Source organism: Paenibacillus curdlanolyticus YK9 (assembly GCF_000179615.1).
Taxonomy (GTDB): Bacteria; Bacillota; Bacilli; order Paenibacillales; family Paenibacillaceae; genus Paenibacillus_T; species Paenibacillus_T curdlanolyticus.
In genome coordinates this window covers 97,767-124,030 of record NZ_AEDD01000001.1, presented here as the reverse complement: position 1 = coordinate 124,030, position 26,264 = coordinate 97,767, and the positions used below count along the sequence as shown (strand labels likewise).

The following is a 26,264-nucleotide window of genomic DNA, read 5'->3' as shown; positions in this document are numbered from 1 at the left end:
TTAGGACAGCTTTAAATTGCGGCTGAAAGCGACGGGGGTGTTTCAATCTATGTAAATGCACTGCATGATGCGGTCCACGGTGGGTTCAGCTGCTTCCTTTAGGCTGATTGTTATGCCGTTGCCATTGCATTTTGTGCAACGATAAAGGCAGGAAATAGTCCACCCCGAAGGTTCCCATTGCAGTTCATGCAATGAGATGCGGTCGAGAAGCGCCACAATGTGCCCAGAACATACAAGCCGACTTTCCCCTTGCATCATTTGCAATGGCGCCTCCTCACATTCGCATTCAAGCTCATTCCATTGTACAAACTGCAATGAGCCAACTGCTGCACGCACCAATGCTACCTTCACTCGGGGCGTGCGCCGCAATCCAATCTCAATCAATACCCCAGCCGCTGCATCACAAAAAAAAGGGGCGCCCCCAGCCGTTACGGCTGTTTGGACACCCCACAATTCGCTTGCTCCCCTTCGCAGAAGCGCCCTCCACGGCCAGCGGCCAGCGGGAGGGTATTAGAACGGGTTCACTACGTGATAGAACACATTCGGGGAAGCCATCCGGTAATAGTAGCTGCACCAGCCCAAGCCGCGGTTGTTGAACCGGTTAGCCGTGCTGTAAACCAGCCGATCCTGCTCCAGCTCCTCGATCCGCTCTATTCTGCCGTGGACATACTCCAGCAAACGATACATCGCCGTATCCAACCGGCTCAGCACGCCGCCATAACGAATATCGATCACTTCCCAGCCGAACGGCTTGAAGGTGCGCAGCCATACGGTGCGATGCGCAATCCGAAGCGCGCGAACCGCCTCGGCAATCGCAGGCAGCTCAACCATAGCCGCATGGCGAAGCGCCTCATGGTCGCCCGCATCATAGGCCGCTTTCAACGCAATGCCTTGTTCGCTCTTCAGCTTCAATACTGCACATAGCTTCTCCGGCACATCCAGTACATGGTCCAGCTTGTTCCCTTGCGTGCGCTTGCTCCGAATACGCGCTTCCAGCTGCGCATAATGGCTGTTCAGCTCCAAGCCTGCGATTTGATGATCGAACAAGCCAAGCAGCACGTCCTGATACAGCAAAAACTTCGACGGATTGCTCTGCTTGCTGTTATTCGGCTCCGCACCCGGCGTCTCGTCCAAATCCTTCAGCTGAAGGAAAGACTCTGCGTCCATGCCCGTGCACAGCCTCACCCGCTCCGCAATCTGCGCAGCTGTCGGCTGCCCCGCCGTATAAGCATGCTCCGCATACAGCTGCAGGCCTAGCAGCGCAGCGAACGGGTTGCCCTCATTGCCGTCATCGCCCCACATCGTCGCGTACACCTCGTCGATCCCCTGCTCCTTGCACACCTGCAATGCTGTATCCGACGCATGCAGCGACAAGCCGTAATTGACGCCGAACGTGTTGAAAATCCAGACGGCGCCTGCGAAAATAAGTCGGCTGCCGATCGGGCGATGAGCCGCGATCAGCTTCTCGTAATCCTCCCGCTCCGTATGCACATAGTCCCAATACACCATGTCCACATCGCTTGGAATCCGGCTCGCCATTTCCTCCGGAATCGTCGTCTCCGTATCGTAATCCCGGCTTTCAGCTCCCGATGCGATCTTCAAGAACATATCGCTCCACATCATCGGCTTCAAGCCTTGGCTGCGCACGACAGCCAGCACGCGGTCCAGATGCGCGGTCATGATGTCGAACCGTTCCGCGAAGCCGTTGCGATCGAGATACCGACCGCGTCCGAGCTCTTCCGCTTCATCCATCCCGATATGAATTTTCTTGCTGCGGAACGGCGCGCTGACCGCCTTGATCATCCGCTCCACCAGCTGATTCGTCCGCTCGTCGCCGACGAGCAGCGCGCCTTTGGTATCCTTGTAATGAGACACCGGCTCCCACTTCAGAAACTCCTCCATATGCGCCAGCGTCTGAATGCTCGGGAACGCCTCGATGCCGTACTGATCGGCATAATCGTCGATTTCCTTCAGCTCATAGAAGGTATACCGGCCTCTCATATAGCCGAAATATGGCTCGCCATCGATCGTATACGTATCCTCCATATACAGCATGACCGTATTCATGCCCATCAAAGCGAGCATATCGAGCATTTGCTTGAAGCTATCGATCGTCAGCACCGCGTTGCGGGACAGGTCGAACATCGGGCCGACTTGGCGAAAATGCTGCTCTTCTTCCACATGGAACGGCTCGCCCTGCTTGTAGTGCTGCACGAATAAGCTCAGCGACCGGAAAAACTGATGCTTCTCCGCATAGCCGATCCGTCCCGCCGCGCCATCCCAGCTTGCGCTCAAGCCCCGTGCCGATCGCGAAACCTGTACCTCGATCGCATCCTCTCTCTCCGATAACGTCAAGCCAAGCGCAGGCGCCAACCGCTCGATGCCTGGCAGCAGCGTTTCCAGTTCGCCGTTAAATCGAATATTCATCGTAAGAGCCCTCCAGTGTGATCGATTTATAAAAGCAGGAAGGCCCACGGGTCCATGTTGTCGCCGCGAGCCATGCTGTACCTTTGTCTAACCTAATGAAATCGCGTAACCTCTTAGCCTTTGACCGCTCCTGCAACCATCCCTTGCATAATCGAGCGTTGGAACACGAGATAGACAATGATCGTCGGGATAACAGCCATAGCTAGCGCCGCCATCGTCAGCTGGTAGTCCGTCATATAGCCAGTTGCGAACATCGACAAGCTGAGCGGCAGCGTTTTGAGTGCCGGCTTGCTGATGAAGACGAGCGCGAACGAGAAGTCGTTCCAGTAGCGAAGCACCGCCAGAATGGCGACGGTCGATAAAGCAGGCGCCGAGAGCGGCAGCATCATTTTACGGAAAATGCCCCAGTAGCCCATGCCATCGAGGAACGCAGCTTCCTCAATCTCGCGAGGGAACGTATTCATATAAGCTTGCAGAATGAAGATCGCAATCGGCAATTCGAATGCCACATACGGGAAAATGAGCGCGCCGTACGTGTTAAGCAGATGCGTCTGGTTCATCATAATAAACAATGGCACCAGCGTGCTGTGAATCGGAATGAGCATGCCGAGCAGGAACAATCCCATCACGAGCAGCTTGAAGCGGAATTGGAACCGCGACAGCACGTATGCGGCCAATGCGGCAATGACCAGCGTCAGCACGAGCGAGATGCCCGTTACGATGATGGAATTGATCATCCCCGTCCCCATATCCGAGACGTTCCAGGCGCGGGAGAAGCTATCCCAATGCCACTTCGTCGGCAGCAGAAACGGCCGCGAGTAAAATTCTTCGTTCGATTTCACCGAGCTCATGAATAGCCAGATCAGCGGATAAAGCGTAATGAGTGCATAGAGGACCATGAGCGTTTTAACCAAGCCGCTCTTCCATTTGCGCTGAATAAGCTGCATCATAGACGATCCCCCCGTTTCATCAAATATTGGCTGCCAGCGACAAGAAGTAAGCTAATGATAATGATGACCGTCGATACCGCGCTGCCGTAACCATATCTGTAAATCGAGAATGTATTGTTGTACATGTAGGATGCGAGCAGCTCCGTCGAGTGCGCCGGGCCGCCGCCTGTCATGACGTAAATCAGGTCGAATGCTTTCAAACTGCCGGAAATGCAGAGCACGACGGCTACCTTGATCGTATCCCATACGAGCGGAAGCGTAACCGAGAACAGCTTGCGGGAGCCTTCGGCGCCATCGATCTTCGCGGCATCGTCCATCTCGCTCGGAATGTTGTTGAGCGCCGCGATGAACATGATCAGATAAGGGCCGATATAGTTCCAGATGATCGGCACCATTAGCGAATACATGGACACATCCGGATCGGACAGCCATTCCTTCTTCCACGAGCCAAGGCCGATCCCATCGAGCAAGAAGTTCAAGATACCGATCTCAGGATGATAGATGTAGCCCCAAATGATGCCGACAACGACGGATGAGAGAACCATCGGCATAAACACGGCGCTGCGGATAAACGTATGCAGGCGCGAATTTTTGACGAGCAGCAAGGCAAGCACTAACGCGATTGGCACTTGTCCGAAGACGGATGCGATGACGATGAGCATATTATTTTTTAACGAAGTCCAGAAGATGGGATCCTTCACGACCTCCGTATAGTTGTCGAATCCGATGAACGTGGCAGCTCCAATGCCTTTCCAATCGAAGAAGCCGTAATAGGCGGACCAGATAATCGGAAGAATAACGAAGAGTACAAATAAGAGCAGCGCGGGGAGAAGCCCGACCGCTATAAACGCTTTCGTGCGGCTGGCAGATGTCATAATGTCCCCTCCCTTTCTATTTCAAATCGTGTTGGTAGTAACGGCCCGGCTCTCCTTCCCCAGGAGAACCGAAGCCGCATAATCTAGTTGTGTCGTTGCGTCTTATGCCTTATAGTTACTTCTTTTCCACTGCGCTTTGGATTTTCTTCGCGATCGACTCCGGGCTACCGCCCATCAACAGCTCCTGCAGGCCGTTGTTCACTTCATCAGCTGCTGCGGAGGACAATACGCCATCGTATACAGGCGTGCGCTTCACGTTGTTCACAAGCTCATACACTTCAGCGAAGATTGGCGTTACTTTGGATTTATCCAGGTCGACCTTGTAGCTTACGAGCTGATTGCTTTCCAGAACTCGCTTCTGCGCGTCTGGTCCTGCCAGTGCGTACATGACTTCATAGGCTGCATCTTTCTTCGCGCCCGTTACTTTCGCGCTCATGCCAAGGCCAGTGCCGACTACGCCGGCAAGCGTGTTCGGATCGCCTTTGCCGCCTGGCGTGGATGGAAGCACCGTTGCGCCCATTTGAGCCATCGCTTCCGTCGAAGCCGTCGACGCAATGTTCGTCAGCGCCCAGCCGCCGTCAATCATCATCGCCGCTTTGCCTTGGGCAAAGTATTGCTCTGCCTGCGTGTTGTCCAGCGAGTTGAAGCCGGATTGGAACGCCCCAGCGTCACCGAGGTCCTTCAAATATTGCAGCGATTGGATGAACGCTGGATCTGTGAATTTCGCACCGCCCTGCGTGGCAGCGTTCAAGAACCATTCCGTACCTGTCACGCGGTCAGCAAGCGAGCTCAAGATGCTCGATTGTGCCGGCCAAGCCGCTTTGTTGCCGAGCGAAATCGGCGTAATTTTTTTGCTTTTGAACACTTCGACTGCATGCATCATGTCGTCCCATGTTTTAGGCACTTCCAGATTGTTTTGCTCGAACAGCGATTTGTTATAGAACAAAATCGAAGTTGGCGACAAAGCAATCGGCGCGCTGTAGATGTCCGTGCCAATCGTGAAACCGTCGAAGGAGCCCGGCAGGAAGCCGTCCTTCCATTCCTTCTTGCTGTCCAGCAAGCCGTTGATCGGTTGAATCAGATTGCCCGCTTGGAACTCCTTGGTCATAACGCCCGGCCACATGACGAACAGATCAGGCATCTCATTGGCTGCCGCTACCGTCTTCAGGCGTGTACGATAGCCGTCTGGCGGAATCGCCTGCACGTCGAGCGTAATGTCAGGATGATCCTTCTCGAATTGCTCGATGAGCGAACGCATCGTCTTCGCGCGTTGATCGTCACCGGAGTAGTTATGCCAGAGGGTCAGCTTTACTTTCTCTTTACCGCCCTCAGTTGTTGTTTTATCGGATTTGTCATCGGAGCTTCCGCATGCGGTAAGCGCCAACGAGGCTGCGAGTACGACGGACAGGATTACGGTTGTCTTTTTGTTCATCAAAGTAAAACCCTCCCATTTCATGCTTGTAGTTGAGTTATTCCATCCTACCGAGCTGCTTGTTGCTTCGTCTTCGCTGCTTGTGCTCGGTGGGAATAATCTCAGTATAGAGGGGATCAAGGACCATGGGCAGGGGACAGTCTTCAGCATGAGGGTAGACATCCATCAGGTGTTGAGGCGATATTCCGAAGGCGTTTTCCCCGTCGTTTTCTTAAACAATTGGCTAAAATACTTGACGTCCTCGTAGCCGACCCTACCCGCAATCTCGCTTATCTTGGCAGGCGATTGCGTGAGCAGCTCCATGGCGCGCCGCATGCGCTCCTTCGTGACGAATTCAATATACGTCAAGCCCGTCTCGCGCTTGAACACTTCACTGAAGTGATTCGGGTTCAAATGGACATGCTTGGCAACCTGCTGCAGCGTCAGGTTTTTATCCAGATTGTCGGCTATAAAAGCAACGGCGCGCTTCACATACGGCACGCGTTCGCCCGAAACGCTTTCTCTATAGATGTCCATCACAGCAGCAAGCTGATTAAACAGCGCCTCCTGCGGCGGCTTCGAGCGAGCCGCAAGCTCTTGCTGCCCGCGCGTCTCGCTTGGCGGGGCATTCTCCCCCACTGCCTGCAGCGCTCGCTCCAGCCAGCGATGACCGGAGATGACGATAGAGTGAAGATAAGCGTGCAGCGAATCCGGCGTCAGCTGGTCATCGGCAAGCTGCTCGGCAACCGTCGCGTCGACCCAGCGCCGCAGCTCGATCGCGCTGACGCTTTTGAGCGCAGCGACAAGCAGCGCCTCCTCGTCCTGCGAGCACATCGTTCTGCCGCCTTTGCGGGCGCGGACGTCCTCATAGGCAAGCTGCGCTTCATCGCCGGCAATCCACTGAAAGGTGAACGCATATGCAGCCTCCGAATAGGATTGCTTCAAATGCTGCCGACCGGCCCCGACAGTGCCAGCGGCCGAATAAATCTTACACTTGAGCTTGCGGCTAATGCGTTCCAGCTCAAGGCGCAATGTCCGCGAAGCCTCCTGCCGGATGACCAGCACGAGATGATCCTTGCGCAGCAGCGTCTCGCTTTCGATCAGCTCCTGCACCATATTCGAAACGGCGAATTGCGCCAGTGACTCATGGTAAGCGTCGTCTCCCCACCCCGAGGCTGACAAGAGAAGAACCTGATACGATTGGTCGGCTTCCGACAGCAGCGGCAGCAGCTCGCTAATGGCATCCTCATACTGCCCGTTCCCGTCGCCTTCTGTCAGCAAACGCTCCAGCAGCTGATCGCGCAGCGCGATGCGCGAGCGAATGTCCTGCTTCTTGGATTGCTGCTTATCGACGATCCGCTGCTTCGCCTTCATCGCGGCCATAATGATTTCCTCCGGCCGGCTCATTTTCAGCAAATAGTCGCTTACCCCTTCGCGAATCGCTTGCTGGGCATAGGTAAACGTGTCATACCCCGTCAAAATAATGACTTCCGTATCGGGCTTCAGCTTCTTCAGCTCCGATGCCAGCGATATGCCGTCCATGCCGGTCATATGGATGTCCGTCAGCACGATATGCGGCTTCTCGTTCTGGAAGCGGGACAGCGCTTCCAGAACGAGAAGCGGCCGGAGACAGCAGCTCGAACCCAAGCTCTTTCCAGTTAATAACCGTGCTCAGCCCGTTCCGGATAATGACCTCGTCATCTACAATTAACAGCCTCATGCTTATCATTCCTCCGTCATTGGCAAGGTAAAGCTGATACGCGTACCAACGCCTGGCGTACTTTCGATTTTCAATCCCGCATCTGCGCCATAATGCAGCAGCAGCCGCCGATGCACATTGCGAAGGCCGTAGCTTTCTTCGGGAGAACGATCGCGATGAGGCTCGTCAGGCGCATTGAGCAGCGACACGAGTCGAGCCAGCCGCTCCGGCTCAATCCCGATGCCTGAATCCTCGATAGCGAACGTCATCTCGGCTCCCTGCTGGCTTGCCAGCACGCTAATCACGCCTTTGCCGCTCTTCTTCTGTATCCCATGGATCAGCGCATTCTCGATTAGAGGCTGAAGCAGCAGCTTGACCATCATCGTGCCGCGCAGCTCGGGGTCCATCATAAACATCATCTCGAACTGGTCCGGGTATCGGATCGCCTGAATGTTCGCATAATGCCGCGCATGCGCAAACTCCTGTTCCACCGTGCAATACTGCGCCCCCTTGTTCAAGCTGAAACGAAGAAACTCCGTCAAGCTTCCAACCATCTCGGCCGTGTTATGGTCTTGATTCATCAGCGCCATCCAGTGGACGGACGACAGCGTGTTATACAGAAAATGAGGATTAATTTGCGCCTGCAGCGCAATCATATCGGTGTGCGTCCGTTCTGCTTCCGCATGCTTCACCTGCTCGGTGAGCCGCTCAATGCGGCCGCCTAACCGGTTATAGCTGCGAACAAGCTGGCCGACCTCATCCATGGATTCCACCGGATAGGTTTTCATCGGCTGCTCCGGGTCCGAGGTTTTCAAGAAATCGGTCAGCATGCGCAGCGGCCGCGTTAATCGTTGGACAAAGAAAATAACAAGCGCAACGATGAGCAGCAGCGCGACGCCAACCGCAATCCCCGTCAATGCCAGCACGTATCGATTCTGGGCTTTGTAGGTGACGGACGGAATCGCTTCGAGCAGCTTCCACCCAACCTTCGGCATCGTTAAGTATAAGACGGACATCTGATCCTTGCCGTTACTCCCTTGCAGCGAGCCTGACTTACCTGTCATCTGGGCAAGTGTAGGCAGTGCTTCGCTTAGCGTGCGCGGAAGCGGGTCAATCGAGCCCGACAATACGCTATTGTCGTTGTCAAGCAGCAGCACATAGCCGTCAACCGGCAAACCGGAGCTGTGCAGCATGCTGGCTACGACCGACTCGTCAAGGCTAACGACAAGCTGGCCGATCGGGCGGTATCCGCTCAAGCTGCGCACAGGGCGCACGAACGAGACGACGCGTTTATCTCCTCCCGCCGTCCGGATGTTATACAGCGGCGACCACCAAGCGGTCGTCGATTTGCTGGAGGCATCCAGCCGCCCGCCCGACAGATCAGTCAATTCGGATTGGAAAATCGTCACGTTCGATACCGGACTAACGTCATTGTTGGGATAAATCGTAATATCGGATATGTAGGGCTTGGAGTACACGAGGTTGGTCAAAAACTCGATCATGCGCGTCTGCTGCTTAATCGCTTCGTCCCCCGAGCTGCTCAAATACTTCTGTACATCTTTATTGCCGATGAGGAAAATCGACATGTGCTCCATGTCTTCCATAATAAATTCAAGGTTCGTTTCCATCTGTTCGAGAATGCTCATACCGGACTGCTTGGTCTTCTCCTCCGTCAGATCCGAAGCGATCCAGTAAGCGAACAGCCCTAGCGATACGAGCGGCACCAGAATGGATACGAGCAGCAAAATCGTTATTTTGCGTTTCAACGATCTTCGGAACCATTGTGTCATGCGCCTCCTCCTCCCCGTCGACATGCCATTTCCATGAATAAGCTACTGCTATTGTGATCCGCATGCGCCCGCCCAATACAAGAAACTCCCGCTGCCGCCAAAAGAAGACAGGGCTGGCCCTTTCCTCTCAAGCGCACGGGAGTCCGGATTGCGTTATCCATCATAGTTGACGACATAAGGATGCAGGTTCGTGTTGTAGTAGCCGACGCTGTATTCAATGAGCTCCCCGCTCTCGCCATACGAAAAGCGCGAACGCTTGAGGCACGCCGCAGCCTGCTCTTGCAGGCCCAATGCCTCCTGTACGTCAGGCGGGACGGTAGAAACCGCGAACTCATCCCGATGCTTGTCCAACGTAACGCCCTGCTCCTCAAGCAACTCGTACAACGATTGCGCGCTCAGATCAGCACCCGATAGGCCGATCAGCTCGGCCGATACGTAATGCGTAAAATGAATGTACGGCGTTTCATTCAAATGATACAACCGCTCGATTCGCAAGCACTGGGGGCCAAGCAAACGGAATGGCTCGCTATCCGGCTCATTGGCCGCGAGCTCTGCGCGCAGCAGCTGCTTGCGGATTTGGAACCCCTCCTCCACCAGCACCTCCGTAAAGCGCTTCAGCTTCGAAAGCTTGGAGGAGGAGGTATTGCGAACAACCCTCGTTCCTCTGCCGCTGCTCGTCTCCAGATAGCCGTCTTGGACGAGGGCTTTGATTGCGTTCCGAACCGTTATTTTGCTGACCTCGAATTCCTGCTCCAACTGCGGCTCCGATGGAATCGTCGAATCGACAGGATAGATGCCGTGCAAGATTCGATCCTTGATGATGCTCATAACCTGCAAATAAAGCGGCTTCCCGCTGCGGGTTAACTTCATCGGCTTATCCCCTACCTTTCCACATCGCCGGCCGCTTCCGTCATCGCGCGGAGAACATCCCGCTCCGAGGACATCGGCGTATCGCCTGAAATCGTATGCGCCAGCACGGCAGATGCTACGGCAAAGCTGACGGTCTGCTCCGGCGAGAAGCCCGCTAACTCGCCATGCACAATGCCGCTGGCGTATGCGTCGCCTGCACCAATTCGGTCGTACACGGAAAACGTTCGCGGCTCCGAGAAAACGAAGGCTTCATGCTTGTAATGAAATCCGCGCAGCGTATGCGTATTGTCGCCGTTCACCGTACGATGCGTGCCGGCAAGCACGTTGATCCCGTATTGCCTGGCAACCTGCGGAAGCAAGTCCGCCAGTTGCTCCTCGCGTCCTTCATGCGCCGTCGGCATACCCAGAATGAGCATCGCATCCCGTTCGTTCATCATGGCGATATCCGCCAGCTCCAGCATCTCTTCATAATGCGGCTTCGCCAAAGCATAACCGCCCTCTCCCCAATGGGCAGGGCGATAGTTGCAATCGAAGACGACGGTGCCGCCCTTCGCCTTCACGGCTCTGGCCAGCGCCTTCATTTGCGCGCGCACGCCATCGTTCATCGCCAGCGAAATGCCGCAGAAGTGGATCAGGTCGATTTGCTCCGCGATCTGATCCACCTCGTACGTGCCGTCCGGCGCTGTGTTGAAGCTGCTTGCTTGGCGATTGGAATACGTGACGCGGCTAGGGCGCGCACCGAAGCCATTTTCGAGAAAATACATGCCAAGGTACGCGCCGCCGCGCTCGATGCAGGACGTGAGGATGCCCAGCTTCCGCAGGAATGCCTCCGCCGCATCGCCGAGCGGATTGTCAGGCAGCCGCGTCACGAGATAGGCCTCGTGCCCGAAGCGTGAAAGCGCCGAAGCGACGTTCACGCCTGTGCCCGAGAAGGAATAGTGCAGCGTATTCGCTTGCGTCAGCAATTCATAGCCCGGCGCCTGCAGGCGCATCATCACTTCGCCGAAGGCTGCAACCCGTTTACGTTTAGCCGCCATATTGATCGACCAGCTTCTTCATCGTCGCCAGCAGCTCGCTGACGTCGCTTGGAATCGTCCGTCCCGTCGCCTTGTCGATAATCGAGGAATAAACATGCGGAATGACTTGCGGCACGCCAGCCTCAAGCGCGATGCGCACAATCGGCTCGAAGTTGACCTTATCGATACCGCCTGTCGGCTCCAGCGCGAAGCCTTCTTCCGCGCACGCCTTGGCAACCTCGCGCAGCTCATCCTCGCAGCTTAGCCCGTTCATCGGGAAATATTTGAGCGCATTGCCGCCCATGTCGCGCACAAGCGCAATCGCCGCTCGGACCGGAACAATCGCATGCTCGCTTTGCGCCGCGCTAGCAGGACCCGTCGACAGGTTTACGTAACCGACTTTGCCTGTAGGCGAAACAAGGCTGTTGATCCAGCTGTCTTGCGCACCGAGATTCGCGCGGGTAGCGCCTACTGCGGGAAATACCTGATTAATATGCGTGCCCGGGTACGATTTCACAATCTCCGCAACGACTGCAGCTTGCCGATTATCGCCCGCGCCAAGGCCGATGGAGACCGCGTCCTCAATCGCTTCGCCATAAACCTTCATCGCCGCTACCGCTGCCTCTACCGTCGGATAGTCCTTGGACAAAACACCGACCAACACATACCCTTCTGCTGCTTCGAATACTTCCCGAGCGTTGTCTACGCCGCCAGCCAGCACGTTCAAAGCCGCGCGCCCTTTATAAAGCCTTTTCACCATCGTTGTAGGAATCGTCATCGTTAGTGGCCTCCTGCTTGCGCTAGTTTACGAACCTGATCTGCGATAACGTCCATGTCATCGCCTTGAAGCGGACGAGGGTCGATGTCAAAATAGCCCTGCTTAACGCCATAGTCACGCGTATAAACCGCAATGTCGCCGTCCATCAGCCCTTGAACGACAGCCTTCGCCGTCGTGCCCGATGCTGCCGGATCAATCTGGATACGGGCGCGATAGATCGCCCGTCCCGCTTCATCCTGTACGACCGTCACCTTAACGCCTGCCAGCTCATTAAGCGGCATAAGCGTGTTGAGTGAAGCGCGCTCCTGCTCGCTGCGGTCAACCTTGACCTGATACTCATCGAGCGCCTGAAGGAATCCGAACGTCGTTTCTTTGCCTACCTTCATGCTGCGGCCGATCCCATGCAGCTGCACTTTGACCCATTCGATGTAGCTGCGTTTGCCCGCGACGATGCCCGAGGTCGGGCCTTCAATCGCCTTGGAGCCGCTATAGATCGCAAGATCGGATACCTTCACGTATTTGCGCAAATCCTCTTCCGCCGCTGCGTCCACGATAAGCGGAATGTCGTTGCGCTGTGCAACTTCCCATGCTTCTTCGACGGAAATCATATTTTTCTGGACGGCATGATGCGATTTTACGTACAAAATAGCGGCAGTTCGCTCGCCGATCGCGTCCTCGATATGCTCGGCTTTTCCTTCGTTCGCATAGCCGACCTCGATCAGCTTCCCGCCGCCCAGATAAACCATCGTTTCGATTGGCGCGCCGTACTGCACGTTATGCCCTTTAAGAATAATGATCTCGTTCACCGCGATAGGCTCTTGATGAAGCCGAACGCTCAGGCGGCGATTGCCTTTCGTCACGATGCCCGCAACGGCAAGCGCAATGCCGCTTGATGCGGAGTTTACAACGACAGCTGCCTCGGAGCCGATTAGCCCGGCTGCATAATCGCCCGCTTTGTCGACAAGATCGGCGATCTCCACGTAACGCTGGCCGCCTTGCTTCATCGCTTCCATCACGGTATCGGACGGCGCGGATACGCCGAGTATGCTCATTCGCCCGCTGGCGTTAATAACGCGCTTTAATCCGTATTTAGCATTCAAAGAATTGACCATGTATATAAGCTCCTTTGGCTTGAATTCGTTGTGCGGCTATTCGGCGCTGCCCTTCGGAATCGACGAGCTCGACCTTCTCTTCAGCCACAGCATAGAGCGTCAGATTCGCAGGATCGCCAACTTGGATGCGTCCCAGCTCCGGTCTGCGCAGCCATGCTGCGGCATGTGACGTGACCGCTGCAATGACCTCCTCCAAGGCATACCCCAGATGAAGAAACTTCGTTAAGACGAGCGATAGATTATAGACGGGACCGTTCAGCCGATTCCCGCGATAAATATCGGTGCTGATTGTGTGCAGCGGAACGCCGCTTGCCTTCGCCGCTTCCGCCACCTCAAAGGAAAAGCTTGCAGTGCCGTGGCCGACATCAAGCTGAACGCCGCGTTCCAGCGCATCTACGAGTACGGGAAGCGGTTTGCCATTGTCGTCGAACAGCCGATTTTTTTTACCATTCAAATAATGCGTAATCACGTCGCGCTCCGCCAGCAGCGGCACAATCTCTTCAATGCCCGGCGGCTTGGAGCCGATGTGCACCATCAACGGCAGCTCGGTTTCCAAAGACAGCTCTCGCGCTGCCTTTAACGGCTTCAAGCCGTTCTCGCCTATGACGCTGCCGCTCATTCTCGCTTTCAGCCCGACGATAAAGTCCGGATGCCGTCGGAGCGCATGTACAGCCTGCTCGCGGTCGATCCACGCCATATTCGAAAGCTCGTCCACGCGCTTCAGCCCGATCCTCGAAACGTTCAGTAACGCGAGCAAATTCGTCTTCGCCTTCGAACGGCTGGCTGCCAGCTCGTCAATCTGATCGGCACCGCAGCTGCCCGCGTCAACAATCGTCGTTACGCCCTGCTTCACGCCGATTTCATCTATCTCGTCCCCGTAAGGGTCAAGCTCAGGAAACGCATGGACATGCAGGTCAATCCAACCGCTCGAAACATAATAGTCGGAACAGTCCCTCACTTCATCTCCGGAACCTTCGCCTGCTGCCAAAAGAGCCGCAATCTGCCTATTGTCGATGACGATATCTTGCCGTTCGTGTACGCCTGCGATGCCAGCATTCCGCCATACGATGCGTTGCTGTCTATGTTGTCTCATTCCATCACCTGTCTTCGGAATCATTCTCGTTAGCATTCGCTTTGATGTGACAACTCAACCATTTATAACGTTATAATGTTAAGATACATCGAAAAGCCATCCAGGTCAACAAACATTATAATGTTTGCTGTCTTAAACGGCTTTTGTTAGAGCTGTACGGTCATTTCCCCGGAAATAATCGTTTAGCATCAGGACTGTTTTCCTATAAAGTCTTCAGCAGTGGTTAGACTTGGCCTGTCTAGCAGCGGATCAAATTGGCACACTCGGTCCAGCCCTTACATAGGATAGGGCAAATGACCAGTCGCCCACGCCGCGACAAGAAAGGCAGGAAGCTTCGTGTCGGTTTCTTACATGGACTATACGTCGCCCAATGTTCAATTTACTTATGATCTGCGCAACAATCCCTTCTTCCGGAAGGATAGCCAAAACTACATTAACGCCCTCTCCATCAAACAATTGAATACGCTAGGCAACGTATCCATGCTTGATATTTATCTCAGCACAGGCAATGTGGTTGAACCGCATATCCACCAGAACGCATCCGAGTTGGTCTATTGCGTCACAGGCGCAGCCGTCGTCTCCCTGATCAACCCTTTTACCAAAAAGCTGCTGAACTTCCCGATTCAACCGGGTCAAGTCGCTAACGTCCCGCAGGGCTGGTGGCATTACGAGGTTGCAACGGTCGACAATACGCATCTGATTGCGATCTTCGATGCGCCGATCCCTGAATTTATTCCGGCCTCTGACATGCTGCGCTTGACGCCGGCAAGCGTATTCGCGCATACGTACTGCCTCAATGAAGCATTGGTCAAACAAACCTTCGCGCCGATCACGGATACGGTCGTCATTGGCCCGCCTGCCAACTGCCAAAAGCCGATGCCTACGCCGCAAGTGCAAGGAGTCACGCAAACAGCTCCTGTCCATGCGGGCAAACCGCATCATCATCAACATCATCATCACCAACATTATTACCCTGGCATCAACCATCGCGAAGCCGATGCGTATTATCCGCAGCAGAGCATTGGCAACGGCTGGACATATGATCAGTATGAGCCGCCATACGGCCAGTAAGAAAAAAAGATGGCTATACAGACTCGTTACGAGTCCTGTATAGCCATTAATTATTTTTAAGGGAGGGGTACTTGCCAAAGACGTTGCTCGATCATCTTACTAAATGATGGCGTCCTACCAAATTACTTCTGCAAAATCCGCAGCAGCAGTACGGCTGCTTCTGCGCGCGTTGTTTGTGCATTCGGCTCGTAGCGATTGCCGCTGCGGCCTTGGATGAAGCCTTCCGCTTGAAGAAGGTCAACTGCGTCTTGCGCCCATTGCGGAATATCCGCTTGGTCAGAGAAGCCAGCTGCCGATGCAGCAGATGCAGTGCCGAGCGCACGCTTCACCATAACTGCCACTTCAGCGCGCGTAATCGTAGCATTAGGCTGGAAGCTGCCGTCCGAATAGCCTTGGACGATGCCGGCTTTCACAGCTGCAGCAATGGCTTCTTGCGCCCATTGGCCGATTTCGTTGCTGTCTGCAAATGTTAGCTCAGCGCCCTTCGCGTCGGGTTGCAGGGCATGCATGAGCATGACGACAAACTCGGCGCGCGTAATCGTGCGGTCAGGCTGGAACGTGCCATCTGGGTAGCCGTTAATGAGCTTTTTCTCTGCTGCTAACAGGATTTGCTCCTCTGCCCAGTGTCCGACCAGATCAGAGAATGCGATCGGCGTCGTTGTTGCCGTAGCGCGATGAATCGAAACCGTATACGATTTGGTTGCGCCATTTTCCGCTTTTACGGTAACGACTAGGCTGTTGTCGCCTTCCTTCAGCTCTGCTTTGCCATCGCTCAACGCCTGACCATTCAAGGCCAGTGTCGCTTTGGCCCCTGCATGCGAAGTTTTGACCGTTACTTGTACTTGAGCTGCTTCCGTTGCAGCCGAGTAGGACGTCACATTTGCTTGGAATGTCGGCGTCAGCGCCAGGCCCTTGCCGTCAGCTCCAAGATCCAATGCTTGAAGATCCGCGTTGTTGGACAAGAAGACGCCGCCACCGCCGCTGGATACCGGAGGTGCTGTGTTCACTGTCCACGTGTAGCTTGCTGGTGTTGCATCCACGTTGCCTGCGGCGTCAATCGCACGCACTTGCAGCGTGTGGCTGCCGTCGGCCAAGCCTGTCAGCGTCAGCGGGCTTGTGCTTGCTGCGAATGCTGCGCCGTCCAAGCTCGCTTCGAACGTGCCGTTCTCATTGCTGCTGAACGTGAATGTTGCCGTTGCGCTGTTCGATGCAGCCGCTGGACCAGAATCAATTGTTGTCTCTGGTGCCGTCGTATCTTGCGGCGGCGTTACAGCCGTGTCTACTGTCCACGTGTAGCTTGCGGGCGTTGCATCCACGTTGCCTGCGGCGTCAATCGCACGCACTTGCAGCGTGTGGCTGCCGTCGGCCAAGCCAGTCAGCGTCAGCGGGCTTGTGCTTGCTGCGAATGCTGCGCCGTCCAAGCTCGCTTCGAACGTGCCGTTCTCATTGCTGCTAAACGTGAATGTTGCCGTTGTGCTGCTGGATACAACTGCTGGGCCTGAATCGATCGTCGTCTCTGGCGCCGTCGTATCTTGCGGTGGCGTTACGACCGCAGGCGTCCCATACACATAAATCTCATTGATGGACCACCAGCTGCCTGAAGTGCCCGTTTGGACGATTTTGATATAACGAACATTTTGCGCAACGGCATCAGCGGAAATGACCGCTCCCGTGCCTGTACCGCTCGCTATGGCGCTGCCCCAGTTCGTTCCATCTGCCGACGCATAGATTTCATATCCGCGAGCGTAGTCATTGGCGCTGTTGGAGGAGTCCATTACAACCTTCGTAATGTCCTTGGCTCCTTGCATATCGATCGTGATGCTTTGACCCGGAACCATCGTCGTGCCCGAGCTCCAACGCGAGTTCATATTATCATCGAACAAATTCGCGTAAGGGTCATTGCTCGGCGTAGTCGTTGTAGCCGTCCAGCCGATCCGATCCAGCTTCCCGCCATTGGACTGCGTCGTTGCCGTCGCTGTGTTGGAATCAGCCGACACATTGCTGTTTGCGTCCTTTGCTCGAACCGTGTACGTGTATGCGGTGGACGAGCTTAATCCGGTGTCTTGATAGCTGTTCGTTCCGCTAAAGCCAACCAGAATGCCGTTCCGGTAGATGTCGTAGCCTTCTACCCCGATGTTATCCGTCGATGCCGTCCAATTCAGTTGAATCTTGCTGTTGGATAGCTCCACTGCTGACAAATTCGTTGGCACGGTCGGTGCAATAGCATCGGCGCCAATGAATTCGGTAAGCGTCTGCCGCATCGCAGATTCCGGGCTATTCGCATAAACCCGCCCGCCGTTATTGTTGACGATATGCGTAATTTCGCTGCCAGCCATGCCGCTTAAGAAGATCGTCGTGGCATGATGGATTTTAATTCCAGGCACATTCGGCACTTCAATCGCGCTATTCAGCTTAACCGCTGCATCCCTGAAGTACGAATAAATGCCTAATCCCCATGCTTCATGCGTCGTTACCCCGTCTGCTACCTTATAGGAAGCGTAGCCATTCACCGTTCCGTTATGGCTCATCCAATCCGCTTGCGCTGGTGGATCATAAGGAATTTCGGATTGATAGAAATAAGTCCGGCCGCGTTCGCCGTTCCATAACGTTTGATATTCGCTGTGATGCTCATTAAACAAGCCGTACAAGGTGATGTCGTCCCCGTTGACGATCAATCCGGTTTTGGAGGATGTTCCCCACGTAACGGAAGCACCATGGTCCGCACGCCAAATCCAGAAGTGATCGCCGATTACGTCATCGCTGTTAATCGTCATTACGTTGTCCGCCAAGCCGAGAATGTCGCCGCCAACGCGGAAGAACAAATCATGCAGCGAGGTTGGGTTCGCCGCATGGTCCAGCGAGCTGCCCGCCGGTCCGACTTCCAGCAGCGATGGCGAGTTTTGCGGTCCCGCATCAAACAAGAGACCAGCTACTTTAACGCCATCCACGTCCGCAATCGTCATGCCGACTTGCCCGTTATCCGGGATAATCGTAGCCATACCGAGCCCAAGCACGATCGTGTCCGGGTTCGTAATGCGAATCGTATCATTGGTATGGAAGATGCCCGGTGTGAAAATAACATTTTTGCCGCTGCTCAGCGCCGCATTAATGCTCGCTGCATCGGAAGTGCCCGGCTGTGCGATGTAGAAATCATTGATCGAAACCGAATGTCCTGGCGTCGAGCCGTTCGCCCAGCTTACGCCTTTGGCATTCGTTTGCTTGTCAGGGACAAACACCTGATATTCGCCGTTGGAATCGATGTACAAATACGGCTTCTCGCGGATGACCGGCGATTCGTCAACAACCGTATAAGGTTCTTGCGGGAATGTTCCTGCTGGCGGAGTCGAATCGCCAACAAACACCATGTTCCATACGCCATTAGACCAGCTGCCGTATTGATTGTTGCGGGAGAACCATTGCTGCTGTGAAGCAGGGATGATTTGATCATCGACAATGGAATCCGCCAAAAAACCACCGCTTCCCCAGCCTGCATTCCACCAAGGATCGAAGTCGAACAGCAGCATGTTGCTCTTAATATGCATGCGGCGCATCGGCGCTGCCTGTGCAACCGCGTATTTGGTATCGTTGCTCGCCGAAGGGTCTATGGCAAAGTTTTCGAAGGACCGCCAGAAGTTCAGCGTTGCATTGCCGCCCCACCACTTCGCATCGACGCCCGCGCTTCCGGTGATCGTTACGTCATCGGGATTTTGCCCTAAGCCTGAAATCTGCGTATAAAAGCCCGCCTTCACATCCACATCATAGGTGCCCGGCTTGAACAATAAAGCATATCGATCATTGCCGAATTGATTGTCCTCCTGAATATCGAAGACAGCATTGGCATCGCTTTCAATATCGCTCATAGACATCGATGGGTCAAACACGTACACGTTCGGCCCAAAAATCGAATTGTTGGCCCCTGTAGCTGCGCTTGCTGCTGCCGGAGCGACCAGGCATAAGCTGCTGGCTACGACAGATGCAACGGACAAAGTCGAAATCATCTTCTTTAGTTTTTTCATTCGCGTCTCCTACCTCCAGTGATGAAACATATAGATGATTAAACAGTGTGGTTTCCCAAACTATAGCACTATGAATTTGGTTAAAACATGCATGATTTTTATGATAGAGTACTAGAAACTTTCGAATGTGGGACCAATTTGGCAGCGCATACATAAATGTTGGCTAATTCTACGCATGCCTCTCCTCCCGGTTAGTCTGAAAGCACTACAAAAAAGGCTATACAGGCTGGCGAACCAGCTGCTGCATAGCCTCATAACAATCAAGTGTGAACTGCTTATGCCGCCTACGATACGAAGAGCGGAGACGCCGCCAACACAGCCGCAATAAAAACAATCTGCAGCAGCGTTCGAACGGCAAGCTTCGGTACTGGCTGACCGTCAATCGTCAGCTTCTCCTTCGCTGCCCGCACATTCGCCGGGAACATCGCCAGAAGCATGAGCGTCAGCCCTACGGCGGCGGCCGACGAAACGGCTGGGACAAGAATGCCGATTGCGCCTGCGATTTCAAGCCAACCCGTTGCGGTAACGATCAAACCCGGTCTCGGGAGGATTGGCGGCACCATGCGAATCAGGTCGGCTCGCCGTTTGCCCCAATGGGCCGATGCCGTTAGCAGGAACATAACTGCTACAGCCGCTTGAAGCGAATGCTGCCAGTCGTCAACATAGGACCAGCCAAACCACCCAGCCACGCGAAAAATGCCGAACGACACGATAAGTGCAATGAACGGCGCCATATGATTACTCCTCCTTCTTCAGCTACCCCTCTTGGAAGCGTTAGGGCTATTATACGAAACTTGGTGGCGGATCGGTAGAACAATTTCAGTGCGTCGCATCCGCTTACCGAAGATTCACATTACCACTTATTGACACATTTCAATTCTGCGAATATTATAATTACGTTACCGTATAGTAATTTAATTAGACCGAGAGGATGATTGAGACATGATTATTCAAAAGCTCCCTTGGGCAGGCATTCGCGTCCAGTCCAAAGAAACGAACGTCGTGATCGATCCGCTTTACCATTTTCCCGAGAAATTCGGCGAATCGCATGAGCCAATGATCGCGCTGAACGAGTTTGGGCCTGTTGACGCGGTGTTCGTCACGCACCATCATGGCGATCATTTTGATCCTGCAGCAATCATTCAATTTTATGGCGATGATATTCCGGTATTCATGTACACCGAATCGCTGCCATTCGCCAGCAAGAGCGGACTGACACGCCTTCAAGGCGTAGCCCTCCATGAGTCTGTTACGATTGGCGGCATTACAGCGACAGCCACCTATGCAGTCGATGGCGTGGGCGACCCGCAGGTTGCTTGGATTATCGATGACGGGAAAAAGAAGCTGATTCATTCGGGGGATACGCTGTGGCATGGCTACTGGTGGAAAATTCAAAAAGCTTACGGTCCAATCGACGTCGCCTGCTTGCCTGTCAACGCAGCCGTTGTCCAATTTCCCGGTATGACGCCAAGCGGCCAGCCGATTACCCTCTTGCCTGAACAGGCTGTAGCGGCTACAGTTATATTTGAAGCAGAAGCACTCATCCCGATTCATTACAAAGCGGTTCATCGTCCTCCGCTCTACGCGGAGACGCCGAATTTGATGGAGCGATTGCAGGCGGCGGCTGCGGAGAAGGAAGTAAAACTTGCCGTCTTGACGTCGAAGGAAACGTATCACGTAAAGTAGATGTCGAGCGGATACCCCAATCGTACGAGGTGACGCCCTATGGACACATCACGCAACCGAAAACCGGGGCGACCGCGCAAAGAGCAAACCGATCAGAACATTCTGCAGGCCGCTCGCGAGCTTATGCTGGAAAATGGCGTTCAAAGCTTCAGTATGGACGCGCTGGCCTTGCGCTCCGGCGTGAGTAAGCCCACGATCTATCGACGGTGGCCAACCAAAGAGCAGCTGCTCACCGATCTTTTCGGCCACGTTTCCACTCAGATGACCATTCCCGATTCGGGGCATGCTTTGGAAGATTTGCGCTTGCTGCTTACGGGAATGCTGGATGGCATTCATCAAAACTTCGGAACGCAGCCGCACTCCATTCGTCGATTTATCGCCGGCATAATCGATTCCGAACAGCTGATTGCACAGTATAAGAAGCAGTTTATTGCGCCCAGGCGGCTTGCCTATGCAGAAATTATTAAGCGTGGCATTGATCGCGGAGAGATTCGCAGCGATGTTCATGTGGATCTTCTGGTTGATTTGATCGGAGGGGCTTATCTCTATTGCTTATTATTCAAGCCAGACACCGTCGCTTCCGGCGACTGGCTGGGGGAAGCGTGCCAGTTACTGATGCAAGGCATCGGCATCGCAAAGGCTGCCCATGAGTAATCGTGGGCAGCCTTTATGCAATGAAATCGGTGATTAGGAGGGCCATTTGCTGCGGAACTTGCTCGCTGCCGCATTCTTTATTTCTTTGCCATGCCCGAAGCACGCAATCTCGAACTCCAGCTTCCCGAGCTCCTGCAGGCTACGAATACCAAGCTGCAGATTCTCATAGCCAATGCTCCAGTTCAATCCCATCACATTCGCGGCAGCATCAGCAGCAAATAACACCCCTCCATGCTGCGGCAGCAGCAATGCGAGTTGCCCTTCGCTGTGACCTGGTATCAGGATTGTCTTTATTCCTCCTGCAAAATCTAACGTCTCGCCATCCTTCAATTTTCGATCGATCGTTACCGGTTCAACTGGGGTATCTCTTACCAATGCAGCAAATAAAAGCTTATTCATCAAGCCAGGTGAAGCTGCCAATGGACGCGGCTTTCGTCCTTCCTCTACGATTGGTGCTTCGATTTCACTCATATAGAAGCAAGCATGAGGAACGAGCCGCTTCAGCGCGCCCGCGCTTCCTACATGATCCGGATGACAGTGCGTGAGAATAACCGATTTCAGGTCAGTCGAGCTATATCCTAGGCTCTGGATGGACTCTAGAATCACTTCGGCTTTGCCCGGTGCACCCGTATCAATTAATACAAGCCCATCTCGATCGGTTACAAGCACGAAAGCATTCACATTGCCAAGTGGCAGCGCGTACAAATTGGACGCAACTTGACGCAGTTTCATAACCTATTAACTCCCTTCGCAATTGTTTAGCCTGACTAAATATTAATCCAAAAAAATATACCGAGCTTTCTCTCTTATACTTACTGGTCAGGCAAGTTCAGCCGCATTTTATTCAACCAAATTAACATTAACGACACTTCCTCCGGGATCATGCCTTGACGGACAAGCTGCTCGAGCTCTACGATCATCCCCATGCAAATGTCCCGCTGTGCCACTCCTCGCTCCGTTAGAACGATACGTTTTACACGCGCGTCATCCACATCCAGCTTACGCTCCACCCAACCGCCTTCCACTAGCGTATCCAACAAGTTCGTTAGAGACGCCGGACGAATGCGGAGCCGTTCATGCAGTTGCTTCTGCGTCTGGCCATCTCCTGCCGTCCAAAGCTGCTCCAGCACGTTGACTTGGGCCGCCGTAAGGCCGTAATCAGCTAATTTTTGATCATACAAATCATTAAATGCCCGAAAAAACTGCTTAATGCCATATCCGATGAATTGTTCGAATGGATGAGACAATTCATTTAGCCCCCCTAAACAAAAATACAAGATATTTTGATGAAGTGCAACCTCTTTATTAATGTATCTACACCCTTGTACATCAATCTAAGGGGGCATTGCTTTCCCAATGTTACGATCTTCCGATTTCATGGAAAAATTGGGCCGTTCTTGCGATCGCATGCTCGAGTGCATCCGAAGTTCCTACGAATGGATGACCGCTGTTGAACGTATGATCGGCACCTGCAATCGTTATATGCAGCGCCTGCTGCGCCGATTGCCGCAATAAGCGATTGTCGGTCAAAATCCGCTCCGAATCTCGGTCCCCTTGAATAACGAGCAGCGGCATAGCCAGCTTTCCTGCGTGTTCTGCGATGTTGAAGCGTTCTTCGTTCTGCTCCAGGTCATCAAAGAAATCGGCATGAATCGGCATCAGCTGTTTCGTTCTTGCATTCGGCATGTAAGCTACGCCATTGAGGCGTACCTTATCGCGGAATGCCGCGTCAAACAAATTCGGTTTCGCAATCGAATTCCAAGCCGCAACCGCACCGATTGCCGTCGGATGCTCAGCGGCGTAGACGATGCTTGCTCCTCCTCCCCGGCTATGCCCAACCAAATACACCTGCTGCAAATCAAGGTTTGATGCCAGCGGCAGCTCGCCGTTCGAAAGTGCGGCGCAGAGCGCAGACAGATCCTCCTGATCCTGCGAAAACGTATTGCGGGCGAATTTGTCCAGCTCGTCAAAATCCGACTCTTTCACGCCATTGCGGGAATAATTAAACGAAATTACGCCGAAGCCGCGGTCAGCCAGCGATTCCGCTACATAGGGAAACCATCCCCAGTCCTTGAAGCCTTTGAAGCCGTGGCTTATGATGACTACCGGTTTAACCCTCCCATCCTGCATTACGCGGACGTCGCCGCGCAGCCATAAATCATTCCCAAGCGATAAAGCAAACGGCTCATGCTTTCGTTCCGCAGGCACGAAGTACCACACCTCTCCTTCTATTTTGAGCTCCCGATGACTATATATAATTGACGCTCTTATCTTACATGATATAATCTCGACGAATCAATATTCTTGCTTCTTGCTCACGATAAACCTTCCTCAGCCGACCATACCTCCTTCGCCGCTTGCATAGCGGTCGCTGCTCGAGGCCAGCCCGCATAAAACGCCAGATGCGTGAGCGCCTCCGTTAATTCACTCTTCGTCAGGCCGTTCTCCTGGGCAAGCCGGAGATGATACGGGAGCTGGTCTGCACACCCTCCAGACACTAACGCCGCTATCGTAATCAGACTCCGATCCCGCAGCGGCAGCTCGCCGCGCCTCCATACGTCGCCGAACAGCACCTCTTCCGAATACTGAACGAATGCTGGCGCGATCTGTCCGAACGTGTCACGCGCACGCGATTGGATCAACCGATGCTTCATCCCGATACCTCCGCTTGAGTGGCAGGTCGGCTGAGCATCTGCGCGATGCCGCTGCCGAAGGTCCAATCCTCAAACTCGTTATCTACCAGCACGACGAACACGTCCTCCGGCCGAATCGGCACAGCTGCTGAGAGATCGGTTGCCAATTTGCGATAAAAGCTTGTCTTCTGTTCGGTCGTTCTCCCTGATTTCAGCGTAATCTGAATATAAAGCAGCCCATCGGTCCGCTCGATATTCAAATAATGTCGGCTATAAAAAAACTCGCTCGCGCGATGCGCATGAAACACTTGAAAACAATCTTCCTCCGGGACGTTAAAATGCTCGATTAGCGCATGCATAATACCTTCGCTAATGGCCTTAAGCTGCTGCTCCGAATACCTCTGTTCGAGATAACTTACTCTGATAAACGGCATATGGCTTCACTCCTTACAAGAGATAGCCTTATTGTATTCCTCTCTTGTTCATTTGTATAATTGAATATAATGAACATCTTATTCAATATTACCGATGGAGATGAAATCAACGCGATGGACCTAAAAGAACTGCATACCTTCCAGGCCATTCTACAGGAAGGCAACTTCTCAAGAGCGGCAGCGAAGCTAAATTATGCGCAATCGACCATAACGAATCAGATTCAACGGCTAGAGAAGGAGCTCGGCATTCAGCTGTTCAAGCGCGGCTGGGATGCCGAGCTAACCGCATCCGGGCGAATATTCGCCGAGGAAGTCGACAGCCTGATGCAGCACTGGAACTATGTTGCCGAGCAGGCCAAAGCGCTCCAGCGCGAAGAGATCGGCAGCCTAAGCTTCGGCGGCCTCGAAATGCTCGCCGAGCATGTGCTGCCCCGCGCAATCGGCCGTTTCGCTGAGCGAAAGCCGCTCGTCGCTTGCCAGCTGCACATCGGCAACACCGAAACCCTTACTCGCATGGTGCTGCAGCAGCAGCTTGATTTTGCAATCTGCGGGGAGCCCGCTGAGCCTGCTGCGCTATTATTCGAGCCGCTGTACGAGGAGCGCATCGCATTCATCGCTGCCGCGGACCATCCGCTCTCCGAGCGAGAATCGATTGTTTTCGAAGAGCTGCTGCGCGCTCCCATTATTGCAGGCGGCAGCACCTGCCTATATGCGATACGGTTAGCGAAGCATTTTTCCTATTACGCCCAATCGCCGCTGCTCTACAACATCAGCCAAATTTCCGCCATCCCCTCATTCGTCATGCAGCTGTCTGGAGCGGTAGGCGCTGTGCTGGAATCAACGCCGGTACCGCCGGGCGTGAAGCGACTAAAGGTCACGTTGGACGACTCCGCCATTGCGGTTGGTTTGCTGGTATTGCGGAACCACACGTATGCTTCGTCCGCCAGCAAACTGATGATGGGCCTGATTAAGGATGAGCTCCTGGGAACGAACAACTCCGCCACCTAAAAAGCCATGAGCCCAACGATCGCTGCAAAAAAACGGGCTGAGCAGGAGACATTCCCGCTCAGCCAGATAGAGGTTACTTGGTCATTCTTTTCTTCGAATACTTGCGTGTCGACAGAAGCAGGAGCGCAGCCGCAGTTAGCATATAGCCAACTGTCGGCAAGAACGGCACTCGTAATAGATGTGTCAATTTTTATCTATTAACTGGACTGATAGACGGAAGCATGTCGTCCCTTGACTTTTTGTCCGCTTCCAGATATCATCCAATCATATAACTAAACATTTAGTTGTATGATGATGAAAGGAGCTGTTACACGTCCATGGAAACTTCAAACACTGCACAGCTTGAGCTCATCGTCAGAGAACAACTGAGGGGCTGCAGCCCGATCTTTCTTGCGCTAGCCGATCCGATCCGCCAAGATATTATTATGATGCTGACCAAGCATGAGACATTGAATGTGGCCCAGATTACCGAACGTTCGCCAATGTCGCGCTCCGCAATCTCGCATCATCTCAAAATTTTGCGTCAGGCGGGGCTGATTACCTCGAACAAAATCGGCACGGAAATCTATTATGAATTAGATATCGAGGATTCCGTTGCTCAGCTGCAAGCGTTCCTTGCGACGACGGAGCAAATCTTAACGCTCAAAACCCCATAGGCTGAAAAGCCTTCTTTTATTACTTTAAATAACTATATAACTAAATACTTGGTTGTATAGTTATTTGGTTTAATAAAACATTCTT

24 protein-coding genes are annotated in these 26,264 nt (G+C 53.7%); 5 read left to right on the top strand and 19 right to left on the bottom strand.

The annotated features are described in order from the left end of the window. Positions 1 to 510 precede the first annotated feature (510 nt). The 12 genes from PAECUDRAFT_RS00495 to PAECUDRAFT_RS00445 all read right to left on the bottom strand — a co-directional run bounded on the left by PAECUDRAFT_RS00495 (position 511) and on the right by PAECUDRAFT_RS00445 (position 14,021). Positions 511 to 2,427, bottom strand: a complete 1,917-nt coding sequence (locus tag PAECUDRAFT_RS00495) for a beta-N-acetylhexosaminidase (RefSeq protein WP_006036117.1) — start codon at positions 2,425 to 2,427, stop codon at positions 511 to 513. Between the two features lie 113 nt (positions 2,428 to 2,540). Beyond that, on the bottom strand, positions 2,541 to 3,377 hold the full coding sequence (locus PAECUDRAFT_RS00490; protein WP_006036116.1) for a carbohydrate ABC transporter permease: 837 nt from the start codon (positions 3,375 to 3,377) through the stop codon (positions 2,541 to 2,543). Continuing rightward, positions 3,374 to 4,252 carry a carbohydrate ABC transporter permease gene (locus tag PAECUDRAFT_RS00485; protein ID WP_006036115.1) on the bottom strand — a complete coding sequence of 293 codons (879 nt, stop codon included), beginning with the start codon at positions 4,250 to 4,252 and terminating at the stop codon, positions 3,374 to 3,376. The genes PAECUDRAFT_RS00490 and PAECUDRAFT_RS00485 overlap by 4 nt, the downstream gene beginning before the upstream one ends. A gap of 115 nt (positions 4,253 to 4,367) precedes the next feature. Next, positions 4,368 to 5,684, bottom strand: a complete 1,317-nt coding sequence (locus PAECUDRAFT_RS00480) for an extracellular solute-binding protein (RefSeq protein ID WP_006036114.1) — start codon at positions 5,682 to 5,684, stop codon at positions 4,368 to 4,370. A gap of 165 nt (positions 5,685 to 5,849) precedes the next feature. Next, positions 5,850 to 7,232 (bottom strand): response regulator transcription factor, encoded by a 1,383-nt coding sequence (locus tag PAECUDRAFT_RS00475; protein ID WP_233516701.1) that lies wholly within the window; start codon positions 7,230 to 7,232, stop codon positions 5,850 to 5,852. Continuing rightward, entirely contained in the window at positions 7,129 to 7,383 is a 255-nt protein-coding gene (locus PAECUDRAFT_RS26235) for a response regulator (RefSeq protein WP_233516700.1), read from the bottom strand. The genes PAECUDRAFT_RS00475 and PAECUDRAFT_RS26235 overlap by 104 nt, the downstream gene beginning before the upstream one ends. A 5-nt stretch (positions 7,384 to 7,388) precedes the next feature. Beyond that, positions 7,389 to 9,152 carry a cache domain-containing sensor histidine kinase gene (locus tag PAECUDRAFT_RS00470; RefSeq protein WP_006036112.1) on the bottom strand — a complete coding sequence of 588 codons (1,764 nt, stop codon included), beginning with the start codon at positions 9,150 to 9,152 and terminating at the stop codon, positions 7,389 to 7,391. Positions 9,153 to 9,305: 153 nt separating this feature from the next. Further along, on the bottom strand, positions 9,306 to 10,022 hold the full coding sequence (locus PAECUDRAFT_RS00465) for a GntR family transcriptional regulator (RefSeq protein WP_006036111.1): 717 nt from the start codon (positions 10,020 to 10,022) through the stop codon (positions 9,306 to 9,308). 11 nt (positions 10,023 to 10,033) lie between these two features. Then, positions 10,034 to 11,059 (bottom strand): sugar kinase, encoded by a 1,026-nt coding sequence (locus tag PAECUDRAFT_RS00460; RefSeq protein ID WP_006036110.1) that lies wholly within the window; start codon positions 11,057 to 11,059, stop codon positions 10,034 to 10,036. Further along, the gene (gene dagF, locus PAECUDRAFT_RS00455; protein ID WP_006036109.1) at positions 11,049 to 11,816 is read right to left on the bottom strand and encodes a 2-dehydro-3-deoxy-phosphogluconate aldolase; all 768 of its coding nucleotides are present in this window, start codon (positions 11,814 to 11,816) and stop codon (positions 11,049 to 11,051) included. The genes PAECUDRAFT_RS00460 and dagF overlap by 11 nt, the downstream gene beginning before the upstream one ends. A gap of 2 nt (positions 11,817 to 11,818) precedes the next feature. Further along, positions 11,819 to 12,928 (bottom strand): DgaE family pyridoxal phosphate-dependent ammonia lyase, encoded by a 1,110-nt coding sequence (locus PAECUDRAFT_RS00450; protein WP_006036108.1) that lies wholly within the window; start codon positions 12,926 to 12,928, stop codon positions 11,819 to 11,821. Further along, complete coding sequence (locus PAECUDRAFT_RS00445) at positions 12,906 to 14,021, bottom strand: amidohydrolase/deacetylase family metallohydrolase (RefSeq protein WP_006036107.1); 1,116 nt, start codon at positions 14,019 to 14,021, stop codon at positions 12,906 to 12,908. Before PAECUDRAFT_RS00445 ends, PAECUDRAFT_RS00450 begins: the two co-directional genes overlap by 23 nt. Positions 14,022 to 14,357: 336 nt before the next feature. Here PAECUDRAFT_RS00445 and PAECUDRAFT_RS00440 point away from each other — a divergent pair, with 336 nt between their 5' ends. After that, positions 14,358 to 15,092, top strand: a complete 735-nt coding sequence (locus PAECUDRAFT_RS00440) for a cupin domain-containing protein (RefSeq protein WP_006036106.1) — start codon at positions 14,358 to 14,360, stop codon at positions 15,090 to 15,092. A gap of 122 nt (positions 15,093 to 15,214) precedes the next feature. On the opposite strand, the gene PAECUDRAFT_RS25115 is transcribed toward PAECUDRAFT_RS00440, so the two are convergent. Continuing rightward, the gene (locus tag PAECUDRAFT_RS25115; RefSeq protein WP_006036105.1) at positions 15,215 to 19,108 is read right to left on the bottom strand and encodes an S-layer homology domain-containing protein; all 3,894 of its coding nucleotides are present in this window, start codon (positions 19,106 to 19,108) and stop codon (positions 15,215 to 15,217) included. A 284-nt stretch (positions 19,109 to 19,392) separates the two neighbouring features. Beyond that, positions 19,393 to 19,842, bottom strand: a complete 450-nt coding sequence (locus PAECUDRAFT_RS00430) for a DoxX family protein (protein WP_006036104.1) — start codon at positions 19,840 to 19,842, stop codon at positions 19,393 to 19,395. Between the two features lie 208 nt (positions 19,843 to 20,050). Here PAECUDRAFT_RS00430 and PAECUDRAFT_RS00425 point away from each other — a divergent pair, with 208 nt between their 5' ends. Further along, the gene (locus tag PAECUDRAFT_RS00425) at positions 20,051 to 20,794 is read left to right on the top strand and encodes an MBL fold metallo-hydrolase (RefSeq protein ID WP_006036103.1); all 744 of its coding nucleotides are present in this window, start codon (positions 20,051 to 20,053) and stop codon (positions 20,792 to 20,794) included. A 39-nt stretch (positions 20,795 to 20,833) separates the two neighbouring features. Beyond that, on the top strand, positions 20,834 to 21,448 hold the full coding sequence (locus PAECUDRAFT_RS00420; protein ID WP_006036102.1) for a TetR/AcrR family transcriptional regulator: 615 nt from the start codon (positions 20,834 to 20,836) through the stop codon (positions 21,446 to 21,448). Positions 21,449 to 21,481: 33 nt separating this feature from the next. On the opposite strand, the gene PAECUDRAFT_RS00415 is transcribed toward PAECUDRAFT_RS00420, so the two are convergent. The 5 genes from PAECUDRAFT_RS00415 to PAECUDRAFT_RS00395 form a co-directional block, all read right to left on the bottom strand. After that, the gene (locus PAECUDRAFT_RS00415; protein ID WP_006036101.1) at positions 21,482 to 22,180 is read right to left on the bottom strand and encodes an MBL fold metallo-hydrolase; all 699 of its coding nucleotides are present in this window, start codon (positions 22,178 to 22,180) and stop codon (positions 21,482 to 21,484) included. 80 nt (positions 22,181 to 22,260) lie between these two features. After that, positions 22,261 to 22,695 carry a MarR family winged helix-turn-helix transcriptional regulator gene (locus PAECUDRAFT_RS24370; protein ID WP_006036100.1) on the bottom strand — a complete coding sequence of 145 codons (435 nt, stop codon included), beginning with the start codon at positions 22,693 to 22,695 and terminating at the stop codon, positions 22,261 to 22,263. 112 nt (positions 22,696 to 22,807) lie between these two features. After that, entirely contained in the window at positions 22,808 to 23,656 is an 849-nt protein-coding gene (locus PAECUDRAFT_RS00405) for an alpha/beta hydrolase family protein (RefSeq protein ID WP_006036099.1), read from the bottom strand. Positions 23,657 to 23,763: 107 nt separating this feature from the next. Beyond that, complete coding sequence (locus tag PAECUDRAFT_RS00400; protein WP_006036098.1) at positions 23,764 to 24,102, bottom strand: carboxymuconolactone decarboxylase family protein; 339 nt, start codon at positions 24,100 to 24,102, stop codon at positions 23,764 to 23,766. Next, positions 24,099 to 24,515: a tautomerase family protein gene (locus PAECUDRAFT_RS00395; protein WP_006036097.1), complete on the bottom strand. Its 417-nt coding sequence runs from the start codon at positions 24,513 to 24,515 to the stop codon at positions 24,099 to 24,101. Before PAECUDRAFT_RS00395 ends, PAECUDRAFT_RS00400 begins: the two co-directional genes overlap by 4 nt. A 114-nt stretch (positions 24,516 to 24,629) precedes the next feature. Here PAECUDRAFT_RS00395 and PAECUDRAFT_RS00390 point away from each other — a divergent pair, with 114 nt between their 5' ends. Both PAECUDRAFT_RS00390 and PAECUDRAFT_RS00385 read left to right on the top strand, forming a co-directional pair. Continuing rightward, on the top strand, positions 24,630 to 25,523 hold the full coding sequence (locus PAECUDRAFT_RS00390) for a LysR family transcriptional regulator (protein WP_006036096.1): 894 nt from the start codon (positions 24,630 to 24,632) through the stop codon (positions 25,521 to 25,523). A gap of 317 nt (positions 25,524 to 25,840) precedes the next feature. Continuing rightward, complete coding sequence (locus tag PAECUDRAFT_RS00385) at positions 25,841 to 26,179, top strand: ArsR/SmtB family transcription factor (protein WP_006036095.1); 339 nt, start codon at positions 25,841 to 25,843, stop codon at positions 26,177 to 26,179. Positions 26,180 to 26,264 lie beyond the last annotated feature (85 nt).